We start from the raw sequence: 23,044 nt of genomic DNA on the forward strand, positions 1-23,044 counted from the left end.
TCCGACTTTCTGAAAGCCAACCTTCAGCACTTCAAGTCGCAGATCAAGCTGATTGAGCAAGCGATCAGCCAGCAAACGGAAGCCCTGAAAGATGAACGGGTTACTCAGCTGGTCCAGGTCAAAGGCATTGGGCTGGTAACGGCGGGCAAGCTGATAACACTTCTGCCAGAACTGGGGCGTGTCGAGTCCAAAGAAATAGCCTCGTTGGTCGGGGTGGCGCCTTTTAACCACGACAGCGGAAAATCCGTGGGCAAACGCTCTATCTCGGGCGGGCGGTTTGAGGCCAAGCGATCGTTGTATATGTCATGCCTTGTGGCGATAAAGTACAACCCAGCACTCAAGGCTCGTTATGAGGCGCTGCGCGGACGCGGAAAAGTTGCCAAGGTCGCCCTCGTAGCCTGTATGCGGGTATTGATCGTACGGCTCAATGCCATGCTAAGGACGGGCAAGCCTTGGCTTGATCTGGTCTTGCCACAGCCTATGCGGACCTAGAGCAGGAAGCCGACGTAACTCATACAGGAGCGGGCTTGCCCATCAATCCAATACCGCGCTGGATGGCACGGGCTTCGCCCGAGGCCGCGCGACAAGCGCGCCCCCTGGAGGGGCGGGCTAGATTTTAAATAAATCGGGCAAGACAGTTGCTCCCACACGGAGGGCGTGTTTCTGTCAGATCACCGAGTCATCGGAGCAAGCGCCCCTGCCAGATCACCGCCTCGTCAGCCCATCAAACGCCTTGTCCAACCCCGCATCCGCATCCACCAGCTTCTGCCGCCGCTGCTCCATCCACGCCTGATCCGCCTTCAATCGCGCCTGGGCCTCAGCCAACATGCGCCGCACTTCTTCAGGCTGCGGCCCACCAGTACCCTTGCGACTTTGCACCATGGCGCGGGGGGACAGGCTGGCGCGGAAATCCGCTTCGCTCAGGGGCAGGGTGTTGTCCTTCCATTTGTACTTGTCCGCCGCCTGGGTGAACAACGCCTGCGCATCGGCGTAGGCAAAGTCCTTGGGCAAGGTGCCGTCGGCGCGGGCTTTTTCGACGATCAGCGAGGCGAAGCTGTGGCCGATGCGGAAGGGGACGTGGTGCTTGCGCTCCAGGGTGTCGGCCAGCTCCATGGAGGTGGTCCAGTCGGCGTCCAGTTCTTCTTCGGCGCGTGCGGCGTTGATTTTCAGGGCGTCGAGCACCTGGTCCAGGCGCTTGAACATGTCCCCCGTGGAGCGGAACAGGCCCAGGTCGTCGAAGGCGGCCTTGTAGTCGGTCATGCCGGTGGTGACGTTGTGGGCACGCAGGGTGGTGGCGTTGGCCAGGCCGACCACGTCGGAGGCGGCTTCGCGGGTGCGCATCAAGAGGCCAGGGTTGCGCTTTTGCGGCATGGCGCTGCTGGTGTAGGTGGCCCCTTCGTCGAGCAGCAGCCAGGGGCGGGTCTGGTGGTACTGGGTGTGAATGTCGCCGATGAAGGCGCCGATGCGAATGGCCGAGGACGAGACCAGGCCGGCGGCTTCCAGCGGAATGTCGTAGGTCGAGACTTGGCTGGCGTCCAGCGAGTTCTCGCGCACGCCGTCAAAGCCCAGCAGCTGGGCCAGGCGCTCGCGGTTGATGGGGTAGCCGGAGTTGGCCAGCACGGCGGTGCCCATGGGGCTGAGGTTCAGGCGGGCGTAGAGTTCGTGCAGGCGTTGGGCGTCGCGCTCGAACGAGGCCTCGTAGGCCAGCAGGTAATGGGCGTAGCTGATGGGCATGGCTTGCACGCCGTTGGTATAGGCCGGCACCAGGGTATCGACGTGTTGGGCGGCCAGCGTGAGCAAGCGCTGGCGGGTGGCGTCCAGGGCGTCGCCGTAGGCCAGCACGTGGCGGCGCAGCGAGGCCAGGCGGTAGGTGGCGTACATGTCCTGGCGGCTGCGCCCCGAGTGAATCAGCGAGGCCTCGGGGCCGACCTTGTCGGTGATGATCTGCTCCAGTTGCAGCACATCGCTGGGGCGCTTGCCGCCTGGCTGGGTGGCCTGGTCGATGGCGTGGCGTACCCCGCCTGCAATGGTCGCGGCCTGTTCGGCGGTGACGATGCCGGCTTCCTTGAGCATCACCAGCGAGGCTTTGTTGATGCGGTTGAGGTAGTCGAACTGGGTCTCGCCGTGGCGCTGGCCGTCGGGGGTCTTTTCCACGAAGGCGCCGATCTTGCGGGCCTGCTCGGCGCACTCGGCGGTGGTCTTGCATGGGTTGTCGGCGGTGTTGGCGGCCTGGGCCGCGGGGCTGGTGAGCCAGGCGCAGGCGATGGCAAGGCACAGCAGTGATCTTGTTGTTGTCATGGTGGGTCCGCTCGGGGCTTGTGGAAGGCTGGCGGGCTGGTGGCACCCTTGGAGGGTCAACCTACACCCCTGCCCCCTTGGCCGAAAGTGAAACCACCGCCGGGTAGGCGGTGGCGTCGGTGCAGTGGCGGGGTTGATCGAGCCGCCGGTCAGGGCATGCCGAGAAACTCTGGGAGCGCCAGGGAGATGTACGGCACGTAGGTGACCAGGATCAGGAACAGCAACAAGATCGACAGCCACGGCAGCGCTGCGCGAATGGTCTGGCCCAATGTCAGGCCCGTCACGGCACTGGTCACGAACAGGTTCAACCCTACTGGCGGGTGAACCAGTCCGATCTCCATGTTCACCACCATCACGATGCCCAGGTGGATCGGGTCGATGCCCAGTTCCATGGCGATGGGGAAGAAGATCGGCGCCAGAATCAGGATGATCGCCGACGGCTCCATGAAGCTGCCGGCAATCAGCAGCACCACGTTGACCATGATCAGGAAGCCGATGGGCGTCAGGCCTTCGGAGAGCACCCACTGGGTGATCTGCTGCGGGATCTGCTCGGTGGTCAGCACATGGGCGAACAGCATGGCGTTGGCGATGATGAACAGCAGCATGATGGTCAGCCGCCCGGACTCCAGCAACACCTTGGGGCACTCGCGCCAGGTCATGTCCTTGTACACGAACAGGGCGATGAACGCCGAGTACACCGCCGCCACGGCCGCCGCTTCAGTGGGGGTGAACATGCCGCTGTAGATGCCGCCCAGAATGATCACCAGCAACAACAGCCCCCAGAACGCCCGCCGCGCGGCCGTAAGCCATTCGCGGAAGCTGGCACGTGGCTGGGCAGGCAGCTTCTTGACCCGCGCCACGATGTAGATGGCTACCATCAGCGACACGCCCAGCAAGATCCCAGGGATCACGCCAGCCATGAACAACTTGCCCACCGACGTTTCGGTCGCGGCTGAATAGACCACCATCACGATCGACGGGGGGATCAGGATGCCCAGCGTACCGGCGTTACAGATGATGCCGGCGCCGAATTCCTTCGGATACCCCGAGCGCACCATGCCGGCCACGGCGATCGAACCCACTGCCGCCACCGTGGCCGGCGACGAGCCGGACAACGCAGCGAACAACATGCAGGCCAGCACGGCGGCAATGGCCAGGCCGCCCCGAATGTGCCCCACGCAGGCGTTGGCAAAATCGATCAGCCGCTGCGCCACGCCGCCGGTGGTCATGAAGGCGCCAGACAGCAGGAAGAAGGGGATGGCCAGGAAGGTGTAGCTATCAGAGGTTTCGAACAGCTTGATCGCCAACGAACTGAGCGAGTCCTGGCTGAACAGCAGAATCGACACCGCCCCCGACAGGCCCAGGGAAATGGCAATGGGCACGCCCAGGAACATGAAGATGAACAGCAGCAGGAACAGGCAGATAACGGTCATTGCTGCGACTCCTCACCGGGGTTGGCCAGCTTGCTCGCCTCGGCCGCTTCGTCGGCCAGGCCCAGGTTGATCTGGCGGTGGGTGTAGATGCGGTAGAGGATTTCCAGGTAGCGCACGATGATCAAAGCGAACCCGAAGGGCACAATCATCGCGATGTGGCCGATCTTGATGCCGTAGCGGTCCAGGTCTTCGGCCCCGATGCCAGCCGCCAGCACAGCGCTGACCCATTTGATGCTGGCAATCAGAAACAGCCCGGCATACGCCAGGCAACAGGCGCAGGCAACCATGGCCAGCACACGCTGCACCGGCTTGCGGGTGCGCCTGACCAGCACATCGACCCCAAGGTGGCCGGCGGTACGTACGCCATAGGCGATGCCGAAGAAGATCAGCCAGCCAAACAGGGCCTTGGTCAGGGCGATGCTCCAGGTCATTTCCTGGGCGTAGCCCATCAAGTGGTCACCGATGTTCAACAGCGGCTCGCTGGCAAAGGTCCAACGGTCGCTCAAGTTGTAGAACATCGTGTAGAGGTTGTTCAGCGCTACGTAGATGAAGGTGATGAGGGTCATGGCCGCCAGAAGAAAGGCGATCATGCCTTCCTCGAAGCGCTCCCAGACGCGCCGTAACGTTTGCATGGGCATTCTCCGCGCAGAATGAGGCTGAGCCGCCCACGCAGGGGCGGCTGCAGGCGGGGCCAATCAAGAGGCTGTGTTGGCGTCCTGGGCGGCTTTGATCAGGTCGGCGCCAATCTGGCCTTCGAACTTGTCCCAGACCGGACGCATGGCTTTGCGCCATTCGTCACGCTGCTCGGGGGTGAGCGCATCGACCTCGCTGGTCTTGGCGTCGATGATCTTCTGCCGCGAGGCCTGGTTCAGCGCCTCGGCCTGCTTGTTCACCTCGACGGTGACCTTGTCCATGATGCCCTGCAGTTCGGTGCGCACATCTTCAGGCAGGCCGTTCCAGAACTTGGCGTTGGTGATCACCATGTAGTCGATCAGGCCGTGGTCGGTCTCGGTGAAGAACGGCTGCACTTCGTTGACCTTCTGGCTTTCGTAGTTCGACCAGGTGTTCTCGGTGCCGTTGACGGTGCCGGTCTGCAAGCCTTGGTACACCTCGGCAAAACTCATCTTGCGCGGGTTGGCGCGCACGGCCTTGAACTGCTCTTCCAGCACGCTGGAGGCTTGTACGCGGAACTTCAGGCCACGGGCATCCTTGGGCAGCAGGATCTTCTTGTTAGCCGACAGCTGCTTCAAGCCGTTATGCCAGTAGGCCAGGCCGCGGATGCCCTTGTCTTCCATGGAGGTGAGCAGCGCCTTGCCTTGGGGCCCCTGCTGGAAGCGGTCGACCGCCGCCAGGTTGTCGAACAGAAACGGCAGGTCGAAGATTTGCACCTGCTTGTTGTAGTGCTCGAATTTGGCCAGCGAGGGCGCCAGCATCTGCACGTCGCCCAGCAGCAGCGCTTCCATTTCCTTGCCGTCGCCGAACAGCGACGAGTTGGGGTAAACCTCGACCTTGACCTTGCCCTTGAGCTTGTCATCGGCCTCCACGAGCTTCTGGAACATGAGCGCGCCCTGGCCTTTGGGCGTGCTGTCGGCCACTACGTGGGCGAACTTGATGATGACCGGGTCCGCGGCGTAAGCGAACGAGGTCAGGGAGACGGCGGCGGCGCAGAACAGCGCCTGGGTCAGCTTCAACATGGGTTTCACCTGTTATTGTTGTTGGTAAGGTCAGCAGGGAAGCGTAGCCAAGATTACGGTGGCGCAAGTATAGGTGTTTGGGGAATCTGCTTTTGTGTAAGGCTGCGTTCGGCAAAAACGAACGCCGCCCCTCATGCCTTGGCCTGGACCATAGCCACTAGCCACTAGCCACTAGCCACTAGCCACTAGCCACTAGCCAGCATGGGCCAATGCCAGCAGGCGTTGCGCGCGCAACACCACCGGGGCATCGACCATCTGCCCGTCCAGCTGGAAGGCCCCTGCCCCACCCGCCGCTGCGCTGCCCTCGAGCACGCGCTGCGCCCAGGCCAGTTCGTGCTCGCTGGGCTGCAAGGCCTCGTGAATCACCGGCACTTGGCTTGGGTGAATGCACAGCGCCCCGCCATAGCCCATGTCGTAGGCATGGCGCATGGCCTCGCGCTGCCCTTGCGGGTCGCGGATCGCAGGAAACACACCGTCCAGCGGCGGCGCCAGGTCGGCGCCCCGGGAATGCAGTTGCACGGCCATGCGGGCCTGGTCGATGAAGCGTTGACCTGCCGGGCTGTCGGTGTTCAGGCAAAGGTCCAGCGCCAGGTCCAGGCTGCCGAACGACAAGCGCTCGACGCCCTCGGCGCCGGCGATACGTTCAAGGGCCAACAGCCCCTTGGCGGTCTCGATGATAGGGACCACGGCCTTGCCCGTGCGGGCGGTAACCGCCACCTGTGCGGCGCTCTCGACCTTGGGCAGCAGCACCGTGGTCACGCCCAGGTGCTGCGCGCAAAATTGCAAGTCCTCGGCGTGGTTTGGATGGCTGGGTGCGTTGACCCTCACCCACACCCGGGCGTCGGGGTGTTCGCCCAGAAAGCGCGCCAGGTGCTCGCGGGCCTGGGCCTTGAGCGGTTCTTCGACCGCGTCTTCGAAGTCCACGATCACGGCATCGGCACCGGCAGCCAGGGCCTTGGCGAAGCGCTCCGGGCGGCTACCGGGCACGAACAGGGCGGAGCGAACGATGGGGTATGGCATGCTTTTGCTCCTCTACTAAACCACGCCTGCGCTGTTCAATTGCGCCTGCTGATCGTCGCCATACCCCAGCTCGGCCAGGATCGCGGCGGTGTGCTGGCCCAGTGCAGGCACCGGGTCCATGCGCGGGCTGAAGGCCGCGTTGCGCCCCGGCGGCAGCAGGGACGGCAGCTTGCCCGCCGGGCTGTCCACCTCGCGCCAGCGGTCACGGGCCTGCAACTGGGGATGCTGCCACACCCCGTGCATGTCGTTGACCCGGGCGTTGGCGATCTGGGCGCTTTCAAGGCGTGACACCACGTCTTCCAGGCTCAGCGCAGCAAAGCCCTCGACGATGATCTGGCGCAGCGAATCGCGGTTCTCCGAGCGCCGGTAGTTGGCGCAGAAGCGCTCGTCGGTGGCCAACGCCGGGTCGAGCAAGACCTTCTCGCAGAACAGCTGCCATTCACGCTCGTTCTGCAACCCCAGCATCACCGTGCCGCCATCGCCTGTGGGGAAAGGGCCGTACGGGTAGATGGTCGAGTGCGAAGCACCCGCGCGAGGCGGTGGCGGTGCGCCGTTGTAGGCGTAGTACATGGGGTAACCCATCCACTCCACCAGGCTTTCGAGCATGGACACGTCGATGCGGCTACCCACCCCGGTGCGATCACGCAACAGCAGGGCCGAAAGCACGCCGGTATAGGCGTACATGCCAGCGGCGATATCGGCCACCGAGCATCCAGCCTTGGCCATACCCTCCTCGCCTGGGCTGCCGGTGACCGACAAGAAACCGCCCTCGCTTTGAATCAGCAGGTCGTAGGCCTTTTTCTTCTCATAGGGGCCGCCTTCACCGTAGCCAGAGATGTCGCACACGATCAGCCGTGGAAAGCGCGCGTGCAGGGCCTCGAACCCCAGGCCCATGCGCGCCGCAGCGCCAGGTGCGAGGTTTTGCACCAGCACGTCGGCCTTGGCCAGCAGCCCTTCGAGGATGGCATCGGCCTGAGGCTGCTTCAGGTCCAGGGTCAGGCTTTCCTTGGAGCGGTTGGTCCACACGAAGTGGGACGCCAGGCCGTCGACGCGCTGGTCATAGCCTCGGGCAAAATCACCGCTGCCGGGGCGTTCGACCTTGATAACCCGGGCGCCCAGGTCGGCCAGTTGGCGGGTGCAGAACGGCGCGGCGATGGCGTGTTCCAGGCTGACGACGGTGATGCCGTCCAGGGGGCGGGGGGCAGATGCACTCATGGCAAGGTCCTGTGCGGGAGTCATGGCAGGTCGGCCAGCGAGCGGGTATCGCGCAGCTGCCAGACACGTTGGATCAAGGCACGGCCGTCGGCCGCACTGCGCTGCCCGGCGTAGGCCAGCAAGCGCTGGAACTTGTCCTCCAGTTCCGCGCGGGACAAGGTGTTGCCGGGGTCGCCCTTGGGTTCGTCGATGGCAGCGGTGAAGCGGCGCCCGTCCTTGCAGCCCACTTCTACCCGGCCCAGCCACCGGGCCGGATAGGCGGCGTCCACCTCGGGGTCCAGCTGCATGCGCACCTTGTCGCGGAACCCCGCCACGTCCGGGTCGCTCAGGGCCAGGTCGCGGAATGTCAGCAACTGCGCGCTGCCGTGCACGGCAATCAGGCCGAGCACCGTGCCCATGGAGAACTTGGCCTGGTGCACGCTGGTGGGCACCTTCACCCGGCCGAGCACGTCGATGGCGCCCTGGTGCACGTGGGCGATCACCTCGGCGATGTCGCCGTGGCGCAGCCCTTCGCGCTGCATCAGTTCGAGCAAGGCATCGGCCGCCGGGTGGGTGTGGCGGCACGAGGCGTGGAACTTGAACGAGGTTTCGGCCAGCGCCCAGCGGCTGCCCAGGCGGTCCGACAGGCGGGCCGGGTCGGCGTCGCTGGACATGCCGGCCGCCAGGCCCTGGTCGCCTTCCAGGATGTTGCGCGCCCCGCTCAGGCCATCGGCGGTCAGGTACGCCGCCAGCAGCCCGTCGGCAGCTGCCTTGGCGGTGTGCAGCTGTTTCGAATCGGCCGCATCGCGCAAGAACTCCCACAGCCCGGCCGCCTGAGTGCCGGCACTGCCCAGCACGTTGATGAACTGGGCCTGGTCGAAGTCCATCAGCTTGCCCACCGCGACAGCCGCCGCCAGGGTGCCGACGGTGGCGGTGGTGTGGAAAATGCGGTAGTGCGAGCGGCCCATGAATTCGCCGATGCGAATGCCAGCCTCGTAGCCGGCCACAGCCGCCAGCAGCAGGTCCGGCCCCGACTTGTCCAGGTCCTGCGCGGCAGCCAGGGCTGCGGAAAACACCACCGTGGCCGGGTGCAGCACCGAGCTGTTGTGCAGGTCGTCCTGCTCCACCAGGTGCGACGCTGCGCCATTGACCAACGCAGCGAAATACGGCGAGGTGCCACGGCCGGTGCTCATCAACCGGGCTTTACCGGCAGGTGGCCCCATGCGCTCGGCGTAGCGCTCGAACAGCGGCACCGGGTGCGCGCCCTGGCTGGCCAGGGCCGAGCCGAGCCAGTCGAGGAACAGGTCTTCGGTACGCGCCAGCACGGAGGGCGGGATGTCCTGGTAGCGCAGGTCGGCCAGGAAGGTGGCCAGTGCTTGGGTATCACGCATGGGCATACCCTCCTTCAGAAGCTGCGCGGCAGCTCGAGCAGGTGCTCGGCCACGTACGACAGGATCAGGTTGGTGGAAATCGGCGCCACCTGGTACAGGCGGGTCTCGCGGAATTTGCGCTCCACGTCGTACTCGTTGGCAAAGCCGAAGCCGCCGTGGGTTTGCAGGCAGGCGTTGGCCGCCTCCCACGAGGCTTTGGCTGCCAAGTACTTGGCCATGTTCGCGGCAGCACCGGCGTTGGCGCCGCTGTCGTACTCGGCGCACGCCCGCCAGCGCATCAGGTCGGCCGCCTCCAGTTCGATGTGGGCTTCGGCGATGGGGAATTGCACGCCCTGGTTCTGGCCGATCGGGCGGCCGAACACCACGCGGTCGCGGGCGTACTGGCTGGCCTTTTCGACGAACCAGCGCCCGTCGCCGATGCACTCGGCAGCGATCAGCGTACGCTCGGCGTTCAGGCCGTCGAGGATGTAGCGAAAACCCTTGCCCTCCTCGCCGATCAGGCTGCTGGCCGGGATGCGCAGGTTGTCGAAGAACAGCTCGTTGGTTTCGTGGTTGACCATGTTGGCAATGGGCTGCACGGTCAGGCCGTTGCCAATGGCCGTGCGCAGGTCCACCAGGAAGATGGACATGCCTTCGGACTTGCGCGTGACCTGCGCCAGCGGCGTGGTACGCGCCAGCAGAATCATCAGGTCCGAATGCTGGATGCGCGAGATCCACACTTTCTGCCCATTGATCACGTAGTCGTCGCCCTCGCGCACGGCCGTGGTCTTGAGCTGCGTGGTGTCGGTGCCGGTGGTCGGTTCGGTCACGCCCATCGACTGCAGGCGCAGCTCGCCGCTGGCCAGCTTGGGCAGGTAATGACGTTTCTGTTCCTCGCTGCCGTGGCGCAGCAAGGTGAACATGTTGTACATCTGCCCGTGGATGGTGCCGGAGTTGCCACCGCAGTGGTTCACTTCCTCGAGTATCACCGACGCCTCGGCCAGGCCCAGCCCTGAACCGCCGTAGGCCTCGGGGATCATCGCCGACAGCCAGCCGGCGTCGGTCATGGCCTTGACGAAGGCTTCGGGGAAGGCCTTATGCTCGTCCAGGGTGCGCCAGTATTCGGCCGGAAATTCGGCGCACAAGGCGCGCACGCCTTCGCGGATGGCGTTGAGGTCATCGCTGTCGTAGCTGTGCATGGCAGGCTTCTCTACGGTGCTGAAAGGGGGTCAGTCGAAGGTGACGTCGGCGCTTTGCGCCACGCCGGCAGCGTTGCCGGCCCACAGGCGCGCCTGGCCTGGGCCGTCGAGGCAGCCGCTGAGCTGGAAGGGCGTGGGCAGGGTCAGCGGGCGCAGGCTGCGGTAGCTGTAGCGGCGCAGGCGGGCACCGGGGTTGGCGCGCAGAAAGGCCCGCAGGTTGAGCGTCGCGATCAGGGGGCCGTGCACCACCAGGTCCGGGTATCCCTCGGTAGCGGTGACATAGGGGTAGTCGTAATGGATGCGGTGGCCGTTGAAGGTGACCGCCGAATAGCGGAACAGCAGGGTCGCGGTGGGCGTGACGGTTTCACCCCAGGTGCCGGTTTCACAAGGCTCGCCCGTGCTCGCCTTGGGCGGGGTCGGCTCGCGGTAGACGATGTCCTGCTCTTCGCGGATGCACAGCTGGTCGTGCTGGGTGTAGTCATGGCGCACCGTCACGAACAGCAAGGCGCCGCTGCGGCCGTGTTTCTCCTCGATGTGCAGGATGGTCGAGGTACGCTGCGCCTCGCCGCCGACCACCAGGGGGGCGATGAACTCGACCCGGCCACCGGCCCACATGCGGTTGCGCCCGTCAGCCGGCGGCAGAAAGCCCCCGCGTGCCGGGTGCCCGTCGGTGCCCAGTTGCGCTTCGGGTACAGGGTCTTGAAAGAAGCACCAGGTCCACAGCGGCGGCAACGCCTCGCCATGGGCCGGGGCGGTCTCGCCGAACGTCGCCGCGATGCGCTGCACCAGGTTGCGGCTGAGCACATCCCAGGCGTGCTCGGTGCGGCCGAGCCAAGGGCTGTAATCAAAGGGCGTAGTGGGCATGGGTGGGCCTCTGGAATTGTTGTTATGGCAGGCCGCTTGCAGACGCGTCATCGACGCTGCGCAGGCGACAGGGACGATCATGCGACCCTGTCGCGCATTCTGTGAATTTGCATTTCCATAACCCGGCGTTCATAAATGCCGAACGCCTTCCCTACCCAGGACTTGCCCATGCACTTCGATCTGGCTGACTTGCGCCTGTTCATCCACATCGGCGAATCTCCCAGCCTGACCCAGGGCGCCCGCCGTGCCCACCTCTCCCCGGCCGCCGCCAGTGCGCGTATCAAGGCGCTGGAAGCGCAGCTCGACACACGGCTGCTGTACCGCGACAGCCGCGGCGTCGAACTGACCCCGGCCGGGCACACGCTGTTGACCCACGCACGCCTGGTGATGCGCCAGGTGGATTACCTGAAGGCGGAGTTCACCCAGTTCGGAGGCGATTCGGCGGGGCATATCCGCATCTTTGCCAACACCACGGCGGTGACCGAGTTTCTGCCCGAGGTGCTGGCAGGCTTCCTGGCGCAACGGCCGGGGGTCACGGTCGACCTGCAGGAACGCCTGTCCCGTGACATCGTGCGAGGCGTGCTCGATGGCAGCACCGACATGGGCATCATCGCCGGCCCCGTGGAGGCCAGCGGCCTGCAGGTGATGCACTTCAGCACCGATCGGCTGGTGCTGATCGTGCCCGCCGGCCACGAGCTGGCCAACCGCCGCCAGGTGACCTTGAAACAGACTCTGGCCTACCAGCACATCGGGCTGCACGACGGCAGCACCCTGCTGACCTTTCTGCGCGACCAGGTCGAGCGCATGGGTGAAACCCTGGCCCTGCGTATCCAGCTGTCGGGCTTCGAGGCCATCTGCCGCATGGTCGAGGCAGGCGTGGGCATCGGCATCATTCCCGAGTCGTCCGCATCGCGCCACAGCCACACCATGAATCTGGTGACCATCGCCCTGGACGAACCCTGGGCCGAGCGCGAACGCAGCATACTCGTCCGGGAGCTGGAGGCCCTGCCGGGGACGGTGCGCGCATTGATCAAGACGTTGATGCCTGCGAACTAGGCAAGCCATTACGCTCGGGTTATCTGACCGTCAGATCGGGTGCAGGACAGTGGTTCAGATTTGCACTGCAGAAGGATAAATCCTACTGTGGCGCGTCGTTTTGGATATGGACAATAAGGATATGGCCCAAATCATCCCAACACTCGGCGCGTGCCGTTTCGACTCGCCCGGGGAAAAACGCCTGGCTGAGCGCCTCGAAAAGAAACTCCCCGATGACTGGTTATGCTGGTTCAACGTGCCGGTTGGCCCAAAGGGGCTGCAACCGGACTTCGTCCTCCTGCACCCTGAAGTGGGCTTGCTCATTCTCGAGGTCAAGGACTGGAAGCTGAGCTCGCTGAAAGAGGTGACGATCAACGAAGTCACCAAGCTCGAGGACGGTCGCGAAGTCACCGTCATCAACCCCATGGCGCAGGCCCGCAAGAACGCGTTCGAAACGAAGGAAGCGCTGGAAAAGGACCCCGCGTTGACCCAGAAGCCAGGCTCTATCCGAGCGGGCAAACTGTTGATGCCTTATACCTGGGGCGTCGTGCTGCCAGAGATGACGCGCAAGGAATTCACCTCGCTGCAAGCCGGTTCGGCCTTGCAAAGCCTGCGTGTCATCTGCAAGGACGAAATGTTCGAAACCGTGGATGCAGGCCTGTTCGAACAACGCTTCAAGGCCATGTTCGTGCAGCACTTTCCCGTGGCGCTGTCGGACGAGCACGTGGACCGCGTGCGTTACCACCTGTTCCCGGAAATCCGCCTGAACCCGGCACGTGCCCAGTTCGGGCTGTTCGGTGAGCAGGAGGCGCCCATGCCCAGCCTGATCAAGGTCATGGACCTGCAGCAGGAGCAACTGGCGCGTTCCATGGGCAGTGGGCACCGGGTGATTCACGGCGTGGCCGGCAGCGGCAAAACCATGGTCCTGGTGTACCGCAGCCTCTACCTGGCGCGCACCTCCAGCAAGCCGGTACTGGTGTTGTGCTACAACAAGACCCTCGCAGCGCGCTTGAACCAAGTGCTCAAGGCGCACCAGCAAGACGTTCAGGTAGTTGCCATGAGCTTTCATGCTTGGTGTCGCAAGCTGCTGACCGATGCGCAGCTGCCCATCCCTCAACTCAACGGGCAGAAGTTCTTCCAGGCGCTCGAGGACGATGTGCTCAAGCACATGGCGGACGGCAAGCTGGACGCTGATCGGTATGCCGCGATCCTGATCGATGAGGGCCACGACTTCAAACCGGAGTGGTTCCGCCTGGTCGTTCACCAACTCGACCAGGAGCAGGAAAACCTGCTGGTGCTCTACGACGACGCCCAGGCCATCTACCGCGGCAAGGCCACCCTTGCCTCGAAGATGACATTCAGCTTCGCCAGTGTAGGGATCAAGGCGTCAGGGCGGACCACCATCTTGCGCATCAACTACCGCAATACGCTGGAAGTGCTGTCGGTCGCGCATGCGTTTTCCAAGGATTTGCTCAGCGCCCGCGATGCCGAAGATGACCATATCCCGGTACTGGCTCCGCAAAGCGCAGGCCGGCGCGGCGACTTGCCGCAACTGCTCAGCCACCCTGGGCTTGTGCAGGAAGCCCAATGCCTTGTCGCCCGGCTTGAGCATGAGCAGGCAAACGGCCGGGCCTGGCAAGACATGGCCGTGATCTACCGAGAAGGTTTCCAGGCCACCTGGATCGAGGACACACTCAAGGCCGCGGGTATCCCGTACACCAGCGCCAAGACCGTTTCCAAACGCAGCGCGCTGTATGGCGAGAACACGGTGAAAATCGTGAGCATGCATTCGAGCAAGGGGTTGGAATTCGGGTTCGTGGTGATTCCGCGCTTGCACGAGATGCCGGTGCAGGGCGAAGACGAAGCCGATGAGATGCGCTTGCTGTATGTAGCCATGACCCGCGCCGTGGACAGGCTGGTGATGACCCATCAGACCCACTCCGGATTCACCGAACGCCTGCAGGAGGCAGTGGCTCAGGTTCAAGCGAGCCTTTAGCTGCTTGATAGTGCGGGACTAAGGGTTGCGCGGTATTAGTGGGCGCGGCCTCGCCGGGATGCCGGACCGGCCGCGATGGGCCGCGAAGCGGCCCCAACATTTCAGCTCCACATTAGAGCTCAAGGCCTACCGTGCGGCTCACAACGGCCAGACTGCACAGGCCATCGATTGCAGCCTCTACAGACACTGCTCAGCCCCCCAAATAATGGCTTACCAGCTATAACTCACCCGCGCCGTCACCTCACGCCCCGGGTTGTAATAATCAGCCGTCCCCGAGCCCACCACGTGCTGTTCATCGAACAGGTTGCTCACGTTCACCGCCAGGTCGGTGCCCTTGGCGATCTGGTACTTGAATGCCGCGTCGAACAACGTGGTGCCGTCGGTCTTCTTGGTGTTAGCCGCATCCATGTAGTAAGCCCCCACGTACCGTGCGCCCAGCCCGACACTCACGTCGGTCGCCGGAATGTCGTAGTACGTCCACAACGAAGCCGAGTGCTTGGGTGCGGTGGCAAAAGCGTTGCCCTTGAGCGAAGAGCCGTCATACAGCGACCCGCGTTTCACGTCGGTGTCCATGTACGAATACGCGCCAATCACGCTGATATCAGCCGTCACCTGGGCCTTGGCTTCCAGGTCCAGGCCGCGTGCGTGGGACTCACCGACGGTTTGCTGTTCGATGATGCCGCTGGGCAGTACCACAGCGATGGTGACGTTTTCCTGGGTCAGGTCATACACCGCAGCGGAGAACATCGCGTCCATGCCGATGGGCGAGTACTTCACGCCCACTTCGTACTGCTTGCCGGTTTGCGGGGTGACGCCCACCTGGGGTGGGGACACCGACTCCACCATGCTCACGTACGTCGACACTTCGTCGTTGACGATGTAGGTGAGCGCCGCGCGATACGAGGTTTCCGACAAATCGTCGCTCTGCTTGGCGGCCCCGCCCACGTACTCGGTGCTGGACAGATCCATGGAGTCATTGCGCACGCCAGCGGTGGCGATGACGCGGTCGTAGAACGAAAGGTTCTGCTGCATGAACACAGCCTTGGTGGTCACGTCCTGCTTCTTGCGGCTGTAGGGCTCGATGCCACGCGGCACGCCGGTGAACACCGGGTTGGCGATGTCGATCGGGGGGGCGAGGCTATAGACCGAGCGCTGCTTGGTCGAGGAGTCCAGGTACTCCACCCCCACCAGGGTGCTGCTGTCGATGTGCTCGAACTGCGCATCGTATTGCAGCATCAGGTTGCCGTTGAGCTGGTCGGCGTCGCTGTCGGTGCCGAACACATAGCGCGGGATGGTGGTGCCCACCCGCGATGGGCTGTCGCTCAAGTAGGCGTAGCCAAAATCGTCGGTCAGTTCGCTGTAGCGCAGGTTGCCACGCAATACAAAGCCGTTGTCGAAGTCGTGGGTGATGTTGCCGGACAGGCTGGTGCGCTCCACATCGTGGAAGTTGTAGCCGGGCTCGCCGAAGAACTTGCTGCGGTCGTACTCCTTGTCCAGCGGGTAGCCACCGCTGTTGGGCGAGCTGTTGGTCTTCAGGTAGTCCAGCACCACGGTGGCCGAGGTGAAGTCGCTCGGTGCCCAGGTCAGCCCGCCCATCACCAGGCGGCTGTCGTCCCGGGAATGGTCGTACTCACGGTCGCTGTCCTGCAGCTTGGCCGTGAAGCGCCCCGCCACGGTGCCGCCTTCGTTGAGCACATCGCCCACATCAATGCCGGTCTCGGCATGGTCGTACGAACCGTAGGTCACGTAGCCCTGGCCGAAACGCTCGAACCGTGGCTGTTTGGTCACGAAGTTGACCGAGCCGCCTGGGTCGGCGGGGCCGAACAGGGTGGAGTTGGCGCCGCGAATGATCTCGATACGCTCGTAGGCGTAAGGGTCTTCGCGCACGCCACGCATGGAGCTGAGCGTCAGGCCGTCACGGTAGGTGGTGGCCTGGAAGCCGCGAATCTGGAAGTAGTCGTTACGGTCGTCCGACCCATAGAAGTCGCTGATCACCCCTGGGGTGTACTGCAGCGCTTCTTCGGTGGTGCTGACGCTGCGCTGCTCCATCTCCTTGCGGGTCACCACCGATACCGACGCCGGGGTATTGAGGATGCTGGTGGCGACCTTGCCCCCCACCCAAAGCTCCTTGGCCACGACCGAGTTGATGTCGTCGTCGGCGCTGGCCTTGACCTTGGCGTTGACGATCACCGGGGCCAGGCGGTAGTCCTCGGTGGCGCCCAGCTCCAGCGGGCCGGTGGGCTTGGGCTGGGGCAGCAACAGGTAGGCGTTGGGGCCTTGCTGTTCAGATTGCAGGTCACTGCCCTGCAACAGCGAAGACAAGGCCGCTGCGGTACCCAGCGAGCCCTGGACGCCCGGCGTCGTCTGGTGGGCCACGCTTTGCGCGTCATACGAGAGGCTGATGCCGGCTTCCCTGGCAAAACGATCGAGCGCTGGCGCCAGCGGGCCTGCCGGAATGTTCCACTGCTTGAGCGGGCTGCTGCTGTCAGTGGCCGCAGGCTGGGCCAGGGCTGGCAGGACATGGCTGCCTACCACGAGCCCGAGCAAGGCGCCACGCAGGGCTCGGTTCAGGGGGTGGCGCGGTGAAACCGGGGTAGAACTCATTCTCTCGCTCCGTAGCGTATCGGCGGGCGGCCTGTATTCCGGCCTTCCCTACCTGCCGAACGAGAATGAGAAAACACCTCATTTATTTTCAGATTAATTAACTTCGGATGTAGGTTGGGTCCTACACCTTACCGATGGCCTGCCTCACTTTGCCCAGCAGCTCACCCATACGGAACGGCTTGATCAGCATGTCCATGCCATCGCCGAGAAACGCCTGCCGGTCCAACGCGGCATCGGCATAGCCGGTCATGAACAGCACAGGCAGTTCGGGCCGGTAGCCACGGGCAAGGTCGGCCAGCTCCCGGCCGCTGAGCGTTGGCAGGCCAACGTCGGTCAGCATCAGGTCCAGGCTCGGGTCGTCGCGCAGGTATTGCAGCGCCTGGTCGGTGGTCGAAGCCAGTGTGCAGTGGTAGCCGGCATCGGCCAGCGCTTCGGCCACCGACAGCCGCACCGAGGCCATGTCCTCGACGATCAGCACATGCTCGCCGTTACCCTGTAGATCGAGCCCACGCTCGCGCACCACGGGCACGGCTGCCTGCGCGCTGGCCGGCAGCATCAGCGCCACTTCGGTGCCCTGCCCCACCACGCTGTTGAGCATCACGTGGCCGCCGGACTGCCGGGCGAAACCATAGATGGTCGACAACCCAAGGCCGGTGCCCTGCCCGACGGGCTTGGTGGTGAAGAACGGGTCGAACACCTTGTCCAGCAACTCAGGTTCGATGCCGGTGCCGTTGTCGCGCACGCTGACCATCACATAGGGGCCGTCGGCAAGATTGGGGTTTTCCTGGGACCAGATGGCGGCCGTGTCGAGCCAGATCCGCCCGCCCTTGGGCAGCGCGTCGCGGGCGTTGATCACCAGGTTGAGCACCGCGCTTTCCAGCTGCACCGGGTCGACCAGGGCGATGGCCGGTTGGGTGGAGAGGTTCAGGGTCAACGTGATGCGCTCGCCAATGGTGCGGGTCAGCAGTTCTTCGAGCGAGCGCACGTGGCGGTTGACGTCCACGGGTCGGGTGTCCAGCGGTTGCTGGCGAGCGAAGGCCAGTAGCCGATGGGTCAGCGAAGCCGCGCTGTTGGCCGAGCTGAGCGCAGCTTCGGCATAGCGCGGCACTCTGTCGACACGGTTCTCGGCCACCCGTTTGCAGATCAGTTCGAGGCTGGTGATGATGCCGGTCAGCAGGTTGTTGAAGTCGTGGGCGATGCCGCCGGTCAAGCTGCCCAGCGCCTCCATTTTTTGCAGTTGCACCAGCTGCGCCTCGGTGCGTTCGCGCACGGCCACTTCATGGGCCAACTGGCTGGTGGCGTCGTCCAGCCGGGCCAGGTGCGAGCGTTCGCGGTGACGGTGCTCGGTGATATCCTCGACGAACACCAGGCACAAACCCGGCGCCTGATACGGCGAAAGCTGCCACTCGGTCTCGCGTACATGGCCATGCACCTGCATGCTCAAGGTGCCCTGCCAGCGCTCGCCGGCCATGAGGTGCTCGCGCAGGCTGGCCAGCGCCGCCTCCTGCCCATCGGCGAAGCAGTCGTGCAGCTGCTCAGGGTGGCGGTTGTCCTGGATCAGGTAGCTGAACGCCTGGTTGCATTCATGCACCTTCAGCTGGGCGTCCATCACGGCAATCGGCGCCGACACACTGGTGAAAATCTCGCGAAAGCGTGCCTCGCTCTGGCGCAATGCGCGCTCGGTGTCGCGCACGCGCAGCAAGGTGCGCAGGGTGGCCAGCAGCACATCCGGGTCGACGGGGTGAATCAGGTAGGCGTCGGCGCCAGCGTTCAGCCCGGTGATGATGTCGCCGCTCTGGATCGACGCGGCCGACACATGAATCACTGGCAGCAGCGCCGTGCGTGGATCCTGACGCAGCAGCCGGACGATGTCGAAGCCGCTCATGTCCGGCAGGTTCACGTCCAGGATCAAGGCGTCGATCTGGCTGTCGCGGATCAGCGCCAGGCCCTCGCCGCCCGTGCCGGCCTCCAGTACCTGGTACCCGTGCACCGCCAACCGCCTGCGCATGGCGTAGCGGGTGGCAACGTTGTCATCGACGATCAGCAAGCGCACATCGGCATTCATTCAGTGCTCTCCGGGGCGAGGGCAAGCGGGATCACCACGAAGAAACAGGAGCCGACGCCCGGCTCGCTCTCAACGCCCACATGACCTCCCAGCAGCTCGGCAAAGCGCTTGCACAGCGACAGGCCCAGGCCCGTACCGCGCAAGCGTTTCTGCAACGGCGAGTCCACCTGGGCGAAGTCTTCGAACAGGGTACCCAGCAGCTCCGGTGCAATGCCGATACCCGTGTCGCTCACGGCGAAACGGATACTGTCATCGCCTTCCAGGCAGGCGGAAATACGCACTTCGCCCTGTGAGGTGAACTTCAGGGCATTGGAAATGAAGTTGCGCAGAATCTGCGCCAGCTTCTTGTCATCGGTGTACAGCCGCGGCAGGCCGGCATGTTCTTCGAAGATGAGGTCCACGGCCGAGGCATCGACAATGGGCCTGAACATGCCTCGCAGGGCGGCGAACAGGTCGAACATGTCGAACCAGGCCGGCGAAATGGTGATGCGACCGGCTTCGATCTTGGCCAAGTCGAGCAAGTCGTCAACCATGTCGGACAGCTCGCGGGTAGCGGTACTGATGAAGGTGACCTGACGGTGCTGTTCCGCCGACAACGGCCCGTCGAGCTCGTCGGTCAGCAGGCCGGTGATGCTCAAGATCGAGCCCAGCGGGGTGCGAAACTCATGGCTCATGTAGGACAGGAAGCGGCTTTTGAGGTCCGAGGCCTGGCGCAGGTGCTCAGCCTGGGTATCCAGCTCGGCATACAGCGCCAGCACGCCCTGGTTGGTTTCATCCAGCTCGGCGCGCAAGGCGTCGTTCTCGGCTTGCAGGCGGGCAATCAGTGCGGCATCAGCCATTGGGCAGCTCCAGGTCGATGACAAGTACGGTGACATCGTCCCGGCCTCGGCAGAAGTCGCGGTGCAGCACCGCAGCGATCACGGCCGGATGACGGTGCACCAGGCCAGGGTAATCCTTGAGGTTCCACCGGGACTGCAGGCCATCGCTGTACATGATCAACACATTTCCGTTCAGATCAGCGTAGTCGAACACTTGGGTTTTTCTGAATTGCCCGCCGACGATGCCGGGCATTGACGCCAGGCCTCGTGATTGGCTGCCATTGACCAGGCTCGCGCCGATGTTGCCGATGCCGGTGTAGCTCAGCCGTGCATTGCAGCCGTCGTAGTGCGCTAGGGCCACGGCGCCACCGCGTGTGCCTGCCATCGCCTGGTGCATGGCCAGAAGCTGCTGCTGCGGGTGGGCGAACGGTGCCTGTGCGAACACTGCCGCGCCCGCCTGGGCTGCCGCTTCGGCTTCGCTGCCATGCCCCAGCCCGTCGATCACCAGGGCGCTCACGCGCAGCCCATCGAAGGTCAGGTGCCAGGTGTCGCCGCAGGCCGGGTCGCCATTGAGGGCATGCTGGCTGACGCCGAAGCGCAGGTCAGTACCTGGGTCATTCTGGGCATACAACCGCGCCAGAACTACGGCTCCCCGGGTATCGGCATAGACGTCGAAGACTTGAGCCTGGCGGGCGATGGCGCCCAGGCCAATGCCTTGGGTGCCCGCCGACGAATAGCCGTCGGCCAGGCAGGCTTGGGCATCGAACCCTTGCGCGCGATCGAGGGTGAGCACTTCGATGCCAAACCTGCCGTCACCGCGCGGCAGCGCCCGCAGATGAAGCTCGCCGTGCCCGGCATGCTTGAGCACGTTGGTGCACAGCTCGGTCACCACCAGCGCGACACGTCCGGCGTCCGTTTCGTCATGACCGTGGGCCTGTGCAAGTTTTTGCGCGATCCGTCGAGCGTGGCCAACGTCACTGGGGTCAGCCAACGGTACGACGCAGGTCTGGCTGGCAGCGATGCTCACGCCCATCGTGTGATCGTCACACGGGTACCCTCGCCAGGCGCGGTATCCAACTCGAACTCATCCACCAGGCGCCGCGCGCCGGTCAGGCCCAGGCCCATGCCACCGCCCGAGGTCCAGCCGTCGGTCAACGCCAGGCCGATATCGGGAATGCCGGGGCCTTCGTCACGAAAATGCAGGCGCAGGCCCACGCGACCGAAGTCCTCCAGCACCTGCCAGTCCATGTCGCCGCCACGGCCGTAGACCACGGTGTTGCGGGCCAGCTCGCTGACGGCGGTGACCAGCTTGGTCAGGTCGACCAGGCGCATGCCGCACTCGCCCGCCAGCTTGCGGGCCAACTGGCGCGCAAGGACTACATCCTGCTCGATGCGCACCGGCAGGCTACCGCTGTCGCGCACATTCATTTGCGGGTCACACGCTGACGCAGCACTTGCATGCCGCGTTCCACATTCAAGGCCGTACTTACCCCGGGCAACGTCAGGCCCAGTTCCACCAGGGTGATGGCTACGGCAGGCTGCATGCCGACCACCATGGTCTCGGCGTCCATGATGCGTGACAGGCCCGAGATGCTGGCGATCATGCGCCCGATGAACGAGTCGACCATGTCCAGTGCCGAGATGTCGATGAGTACGCCGCGGGCGGAGGTGCTGCTGATGCGGTCGGTCAGGTCTTCCTGCAGGGTGAGGGCCAGTTGGTCATGCATGTCCACCTGGATGGTCACCAGCAGGAATTCCCCCATCTGCAGGATCGGGATACGCTCCATGGCTCAGGCTCGCTGGCCGAGGTCGCTGCCCACGCGGGTCAGGGCCAGCTTCAGGGCATCGGCCAGGTTAGCCTTGGTGGTCAGGGTGCCAAGGTCCAGGCCCAGGTGCACGATGGTCTGGGCGATCTGCGGGCGGATGCCGCTGATGATGCAATCGGCGCCCATCAGGCGAATGGCCGTCACGGTCTTGAGCAGGTGCTGCGCCACCAGGGTGTCCACGGTGGGCACGCCCGTGATGTCGATAATGGCGATTTCCGAACCGGTGTCGACGATGCGCTGCAGCAGCGACTCCATGACGGTCTGGCTGCGCTGGGAGTCGAGGGTGCCGATCAATGGCAAGGCCAGCACACCGTCCCACAGTTTGACCACCGGCGTAGACAGCTCCAGCAGTTCTTCCTGCTGGCGGCGAATGACGTTTTCACGGCTCGCCTGGTAAGTGCGCATGGTGTGCATGCCCATGCTGTCGAGCAGCTCGGACACGCGCCAGAGTTCCTCGGCCAGCGTGGCCGGGTCGGCGCTGTAGTGCGATTGCAGCAAGGCGAACAGCGGACGCTTCAGGGCGTAGATGAAGTGCACGGTCTGGTGGGAGTCATGGCCCATCTGCGCGCGCGATGACGACAGCTTTTCGAGGAACCGGCGTACGGCCTCCCAATCGGCGGCTGCCAGGTTGGCGCCACCTTGGCCCTTCAAGCCCTGCACCAACAGTTGCAGGAACTCGCGTGTCTCTTGGGCCAGCACCTGTTCCTTGACGTTGCGCGTGGCACCGTTGGCTTCCAGGCCTGCCAACCACTGGGTCAGCAACTGATCCTGGTTGTTTTCGACCGCGTCCAACGTACTGCTTTGCAGTGCTGCCATGTATCTGAGCTCCTGTGGTGAAAGCGGGCACCTTCACGCTATGACCGGGTGTTTTGTGAGTGACAGTTACTGGCCGGAATAGTTGTCCGGGTGGCGCATTTAATTGCATTAGGCCATCGGATGGTAGTCCATTGCTCAAAGAAATTTGGCAGGTTGGATCAAGGGCAGGCGAGTGCGCCGTGAGCACCGGACCAAAGCATGGGTGGCCTGCCTCTTCACGCCATGGCCGGTAGCGTCCCTGGCGCCTTGAAACCATTGGTGACCCCGGCACTCAATAGGGGCTACCCACCAGAAGGAACTGATGCATGAACACGACTCGCCTGATCCTCCCCCTGCTTGCCAGCCTTGCTGGCGTGGCCACCGCTCACGCTGAAAACCTCGATCAAACCGAGGCTCTCACGCGTATCGGCCAAGTTCTGACGTGCAAGCGCGTGGTCTCACCCGAGCAGTTCGATGCACTGGTCACGGCGGCCAAGGGCCAGGCCACCGTCCAGGCGTCGGAGCTGTCGGACGCTGAGTACTCGCTGGCGCAGCCAGTGAAGGTCTACGGCCAACCGATCACGCAGCTGACGGTACATGCTGCCAGTGACGGCGAAGGTGACTTCAACGAGTTTTCGGGGATGTTCAAGGGCCAGCGCGTCGAGGACATCGCCAAGCTGAGCGGCATCGGCAAGGATGACCTGGGGCATTACACCCAGGAAGTTGGCAACCACGATGTGTCGTTGCGGGGCGAGTCGGGCAGTACCTACGTTGCCTGCACGCAAGACAAGCGCCCGGCGCAGTAGGCTGATCGCCTCGCCGCCCAGCGCCTA

The 23,044-nt window shown here is 64.2% G+C and carries 20 protein-coding genes; 4 read left to right on the plus strand and 16 right to left on the minus strand.

Going from position 1 to position 23,044, the window contains the following annotated elements:
• Window positions 1–492, plus strand: a 492-nt coding sequence (locus tag CRP40_RS18390) for a transposase (protein ID WP_141400915.1), incomplete at its 5' end; no start/stop codon positions are given.
• Between the two features lie 213 nt (window positions 493–705).
• On the opposite strand, the gene CRP40_RS18395 is transcribed toward CRP40_RS18390, so the two are convergent.
• The 9 genes from CRP40_RS18395 to CRP40_RS18435 all read right to left on the minus strand — a co-directional run bounded on the left by CRP40_RS18395 (window position 706) and on the right by CRP40_RS18435 (window position 11,072).
• Complete coding sequence (locus CRP40_RS18395) at window positions 706–2,298, minus strand: argininosuccinate lyase (RefSeq protein ID WP_027915194.1); 1,593 nt, start codon at window positions 2,296–2,298, stop codon at window positions 706–708.
• A 149-nt stretch (window positions 2,299–2,447) separates the two neighbouring features.
• Window positions 2,448–3,731 carry a C4-dicarboxylate TRAP transporter large permease protein DctM gene (gene dctM, locus CRP40_RS18400; RefSeq protein ID WP_027915195.1) on the minus strand — a complete coding sequence of 428 codons (1,284 nt, stop codon included), beginning with the start codon at window positions 3,729–3,731 and terminating at the stop codon, window positions 2,448–2,450.
• Entirely contained in the window at window positions 3,728–4,363 is a 636-nt protein-coding gene (locus tag CRP40_RS18405) for a TRAP transporter small permease (protein ID WP_027915196.1), read from the minus strand. The genes dctM and CRP40_RS18405 overlap by 4 nt, the downstream gene beginning before the upstream one ends.
• Before the next feature lie 63 nt (window positions 4,364–4,426).
• Window positions 4,427–5,425, minus strand: coding sequence for a TRAP transporter substrate-binding protein (locus CRP40_RS18410; protein ID WP_023534545.1), 999 nt, complete (start codon window positions 5,423–5,425; stop codon window positions 4,427–4,429).
• A gap of 192 nt (window positions 5,426–5,617) precedes the next feature.
• Window positions 5,618–6,445 (minus strand): CoA ester lyase, encoded by an 828-nt coding sequence (locus tag CRP40_RS18415; RefSeq protein WP_027915197.1) that lies wholly within the window; start codon window positions 6,443–6,445, stop codon window positions 5,618–5,620.
• A 15-nt stretch (window positions 6,446–6,460) separates the two neighbouring features.
• The gene (locus CRP40_RS18420) at window positions 6,461–7,660 is read right to left on the minus strand and encodes a CaiB/BaiF CoA-transferase family protein (protein ID WP_027915198.1); all 1,200 of its coding nucleotides are present in this window, start codon (window positions 7,658–7,660) and stop codon (window positions 6,461–6,463) included.
• A 20-nt stretch (window positions 7,661–7,680) separates the two neighbouring features.
• Window positions 7,681–9,030 carry an MmgE/PrpD family protein gene (locus CRP40_RS18425; protein ID WP_027915199.1) on the minus strand — a complete coding sequence of 450 codons (1,350 nt, stop codon included), beginning with the start codon at window positions 9,028–9,030 and terminating at the stop codon, window positions 7,681–7,683.
• Window positions 9,031–9,044: 14 nt separating this feature from the next.
• On the minus strand, window positions 9,045–10,208 hold the full coding sequence (locus CRP40_RS18430; protein ID WP_027915200.1) for an acyl-CoA dehydrogenase family protein: 1,164 nt from the start codon (window positions 10,206–10,208) through the stop codon (window positions 9,045–9,047).
• Between the two features lie 30 nt (window positions 10,209–10,238).
• Window positions 10,239–11,072, minus strand: a complete 834-nt coding sequence (locus tag CRP40_RS18435) for a MaoC family dehydratase N-terminal domain-containing protein (protein WP_027915201.1) — start codon at window positions 11,070–11,072, stop codon at window positions 10,239–10,241.
• Between the two features lie 168 nt (window positions 11,073–11,240).
• On the opposite strand from CRP40_RS18435, the gene CRP40_RS18440 reads away from it, so the two are divergent.
• Window positions 11,241–12,128 carry a LysR substrate-binding domain-containing protein gene (locus tag CRP40_RS18440; protein ID WP_027915202.1) on the plus strand — a complete coding sequence of 296 codons (888 nt, stop codon included), beginning with the start codon at window positions 11,241–11,243 and terminating at the stop codon, window positions 12,126–12,128.
• A gap of 121 nt (window positions 12,129–12,249) precedes the next feature.
• On the plus strand, window positions 12,250–14,103 hold the full coding sequence (locus tag CRP40_RS18445) for a 3'-5' exonuclease (protein WP_027915203.1): 1,854 nt from the start codon (window positions 12,250–12,252) through the stop codon (window positions 14,101–14,103).
• A gap of 210 nt (window positions 14,104–14,313) precedes the next feature.
• Here CRP40_RS18445 and CRP40_RS18450 read toward each other — a convergent pair whose 3' ends face one another.
• The 7 genes from CRP40_RS18450 to CRP40_RS18480 form a co-directional block, all read right to left on the minus strand.
• Window positions 14,314–16,707, minus strand: coding sequence for a TonB-dependent siderophore receptor (locus tag CRP40_RS18450; RefSeq protein WP_027915204.1), 2,394 nt, complete (start codon window positions 16,705–16,707; stop codon window positions 14,314–14,316).
• 121 nt (window positions 16,708–16,828) lie between these two features.
• The gene (locus CRP40_RS18455) at window positions 16,829–18,772 is read right to left on the minus strand and encodes a response regulator (protein ID WP_027915205.1); all 1,944 of its coding nucleotides are present in this window, start codon (window positions 18,770–18,772) and stop codon (window positions 16,829–16,831) included.
• Window positions 18,769–19,611 carry an ATP-binding protein gene (locus tag CRP40_RS18460; protein WP_027915206.1) on the minus strand — a complete coding sequence of 281 codons (843 nt, stop codon included), beginning with the start codon at window positions 19,609–19,611 and terminating at the stop codon, window positions 18,769–18,771. Before CRP40_RS18460 ends, CRP40_RS18455 begins: the two co-directional genes overlap by 4 nt.
• Window positions 19,604–20,617, minus strand: coding sequence for an ATP-binding protein (locus tag CRP40_RS18465; RefSeq protein WP_027915207.1), 1,014 nt, complete (start codon window positions 20,615–20,617; stop codon window positions 19,604–19,606). The genes CRP40_RS18460 and CRP40_RS18465 overlap by 8 nt, the downstream gene beginning before the upstream one ends.
• Window positions 20,614–21,018 carry an anti-sigma regulatory factor gene (locus tag CRP40_RS18470; protein WP_023534560.1) on the minus strand — a complete coding sequence of 135 codons (405 nt, stop codon included), beginning with the start codon at window positions 21,016–21,018 and terminating at the stop codon, window positions 20,614–20,616. Before CRP40_RS18470 ends, CRP40_RS18465 begins: the two co-directional genes overlap by 4 nt.
• The gene (locus tag CRP40_RS18475) at window positions 21,015–21,377 is read right to left on the minus strand and encodes an STAS domain-containing protein (protein WP_027915208.1); all 363 of its coding nucleotides are present in this window, start codon (window positions 21,375–21,377) and stop codon (window positions 21,015–21,017) included. The genes CRP40_RS18470 and CRP40_RS18475 overlap by 4 nt, the downstream gene beginning before the upstream one ends.
• A gap of 3 nt (window positions 21,378–21,380) precedes the next feature.
• Entirely contained in the window at window positions 21,381–22,232 is an 852-nt protein-coding gene (locus CRP40_RS18480; protein ID WP_027915209.1) for an STAS domain-containing protein, read from the minus strand.
• Between the two features lie 305 nt (window positions 22,233–22,537).
• Here CRP40_RS18480 and CRP40_RS18485 point away from each other — a divergent pair, with 305 nt between their 5' ends.
• On the plus strand, window positions 22,538–23,017 hold the full coding sequence (locus CRP40_RS18485) for a hypothetical protein (protein WP_042139356.1): 480 nt from the start codon (window positions 22,538–22,540) through the stop codon (window positions 23,015–23,017).
• Window positions 23,018–23,044 lie beyond the last annotated feature (27 nt).

This window comes from Pseudomonas sp. URMO17WK12:I9, from assembly GCF_900230165.1.
GTDB lineage: Bacteria > Pseudomonadota > Gammaproteobacteria > Pseudomonadales > Pseudomonadaceae > Aquipseudomonas > Aquipseudomonas fulva.

Excerpts from the sequence above, each read along its gene's own strand:
- CRP40_RS18455 (WP_027915205.1), bottom strand. The coding sequence starts at position 18,772 with ATGAATGCCGATGTGCGCTTGCTGATCGTCGATGACAACGTTGCCACC.
- CRP40_RS18395 (WP_027915194.1), bottom strand. The coding sequence starts at position 2,298 with ATGACAACAACAAGATCACTGCTGTGCCTTGCCATCGCCTGCGCCTGG.
- CRP40_RS18445 (WP_027915203.1), top strand. The coding sequence starts at position 12,250 with ATGGCCCAAATCATCCCAACACTCGGCGCGTGCCGTTTCGACTCGCCC.
- CRP40_RS18480 (WP_027915209.1), bottom strand. The coding sequence starts at position 22,232 with ATGGCAGCACTGCAAAGCAGTACGTTGGACGCGGTCGAAAACAACCAG.
- CRP40_RS18485 (WP_042139356.1), top strand. The coding sequence starts at position 22,538 with ATGAACACGACTCGCCTGATCCTCCCCCTGCTTGCCAGCCTTGCTGGC.
- CRP40_RS18435 (WP_027915201.1), bottom strand. The coding sequence starts at position 11,072 with ATGCCCACTACGCCCTTTGATTACAGCCCTTGGCTCGGCCGCACCGAG.
- CRP40_RS18460 (WP_027915206.1), bottom strand. The coding sequence starts at position 19,611 with ATGGCTGATGCCGCACTGATTGCCCGCCTGCAAGCCGAGAACGACGCC.
- CRP40_RS18475 (WP_027915208.1), bottom strand. The coding sequence starts at position 21,377 with ATGGAGCGTATCCCGATCCTGCAGATGGGGGAATTCCTGCTGGTGACC.
- CRP40_RS18450 (WP_027915204.1), bottom strand. The coding sequence starts at position 16,707 with ATGAGTTCTACCCCGGTTTCACCGCGCCACCCCCTGAACCGAGCCCTG.
- dctM (WP_027915195.1), bottom strand. The coding sequence starts at position 3,731 with ATGACCGTTATCTGCCTGTTCCTGCTGCTGTTCATCTTCATGTTCCTG.
- CRP40_RS18415 (WP_027915197.1), bottom strand. The coding sequence starts at position 6,445 with ATGCCATACCCCATCGTTCGCTCCGCCCTGTTCGTGCCCGGTAGCCGC.
- CRP40_RS18425 (WP_027915199.1), bottom strand. The coding sequence starts at position 9,030 with ATGCGTGATACCCAAGCACTGGCCACCTTCCTGGCCGACCTGCGCTAC.
- CRP40_RS18440 (WP_027915202.1), top strand. The coding sequence starts at position 11,241 with ATGCACTTCGATCTGGCTGACTTGCGCCTGTTCATCCACATCGGCGAA.
- CRP40_RS18430 (WP_027915200.1), bottom strand. The coding sequence starts at position 10,208 with ATGCACAGCTACGACAGCGATGACCTCAACGCCATCCGCGAAGGCGTG.
- CRP40_RS18405 (WP_027915196.1), bottom strand. The coding sequence starts at position 4,363 with ATGCAAACGTTACGGCGCGTCTGGGAGCGCTTCGAGGAAGGCATGATC.
- CRP40_RS18410 (WP_023534545.1), bottom strand. The coding sequence starts at position 5,425 with ATGTTGAAGCTGACCCAGGCGCTGTTCTGCGCCGCCGCCGTCTCCCTG.
- CRP40_RS18470 (WP_023534560.1), bottom strand. The coding sequence starts at position 21,018 with ATGAATGTGCGCGACAGCGGTAGCCTGCCGGTGCGCATCGAGCAGGAT.
- CRP40_RS18420 (WP_027915198.1), bottom strand. The coding sequence starts at position 7,660 with ATGAGTGCATCTGCCCCCCGCCCCCTGGACGGCATCACCGTCGTCAGC.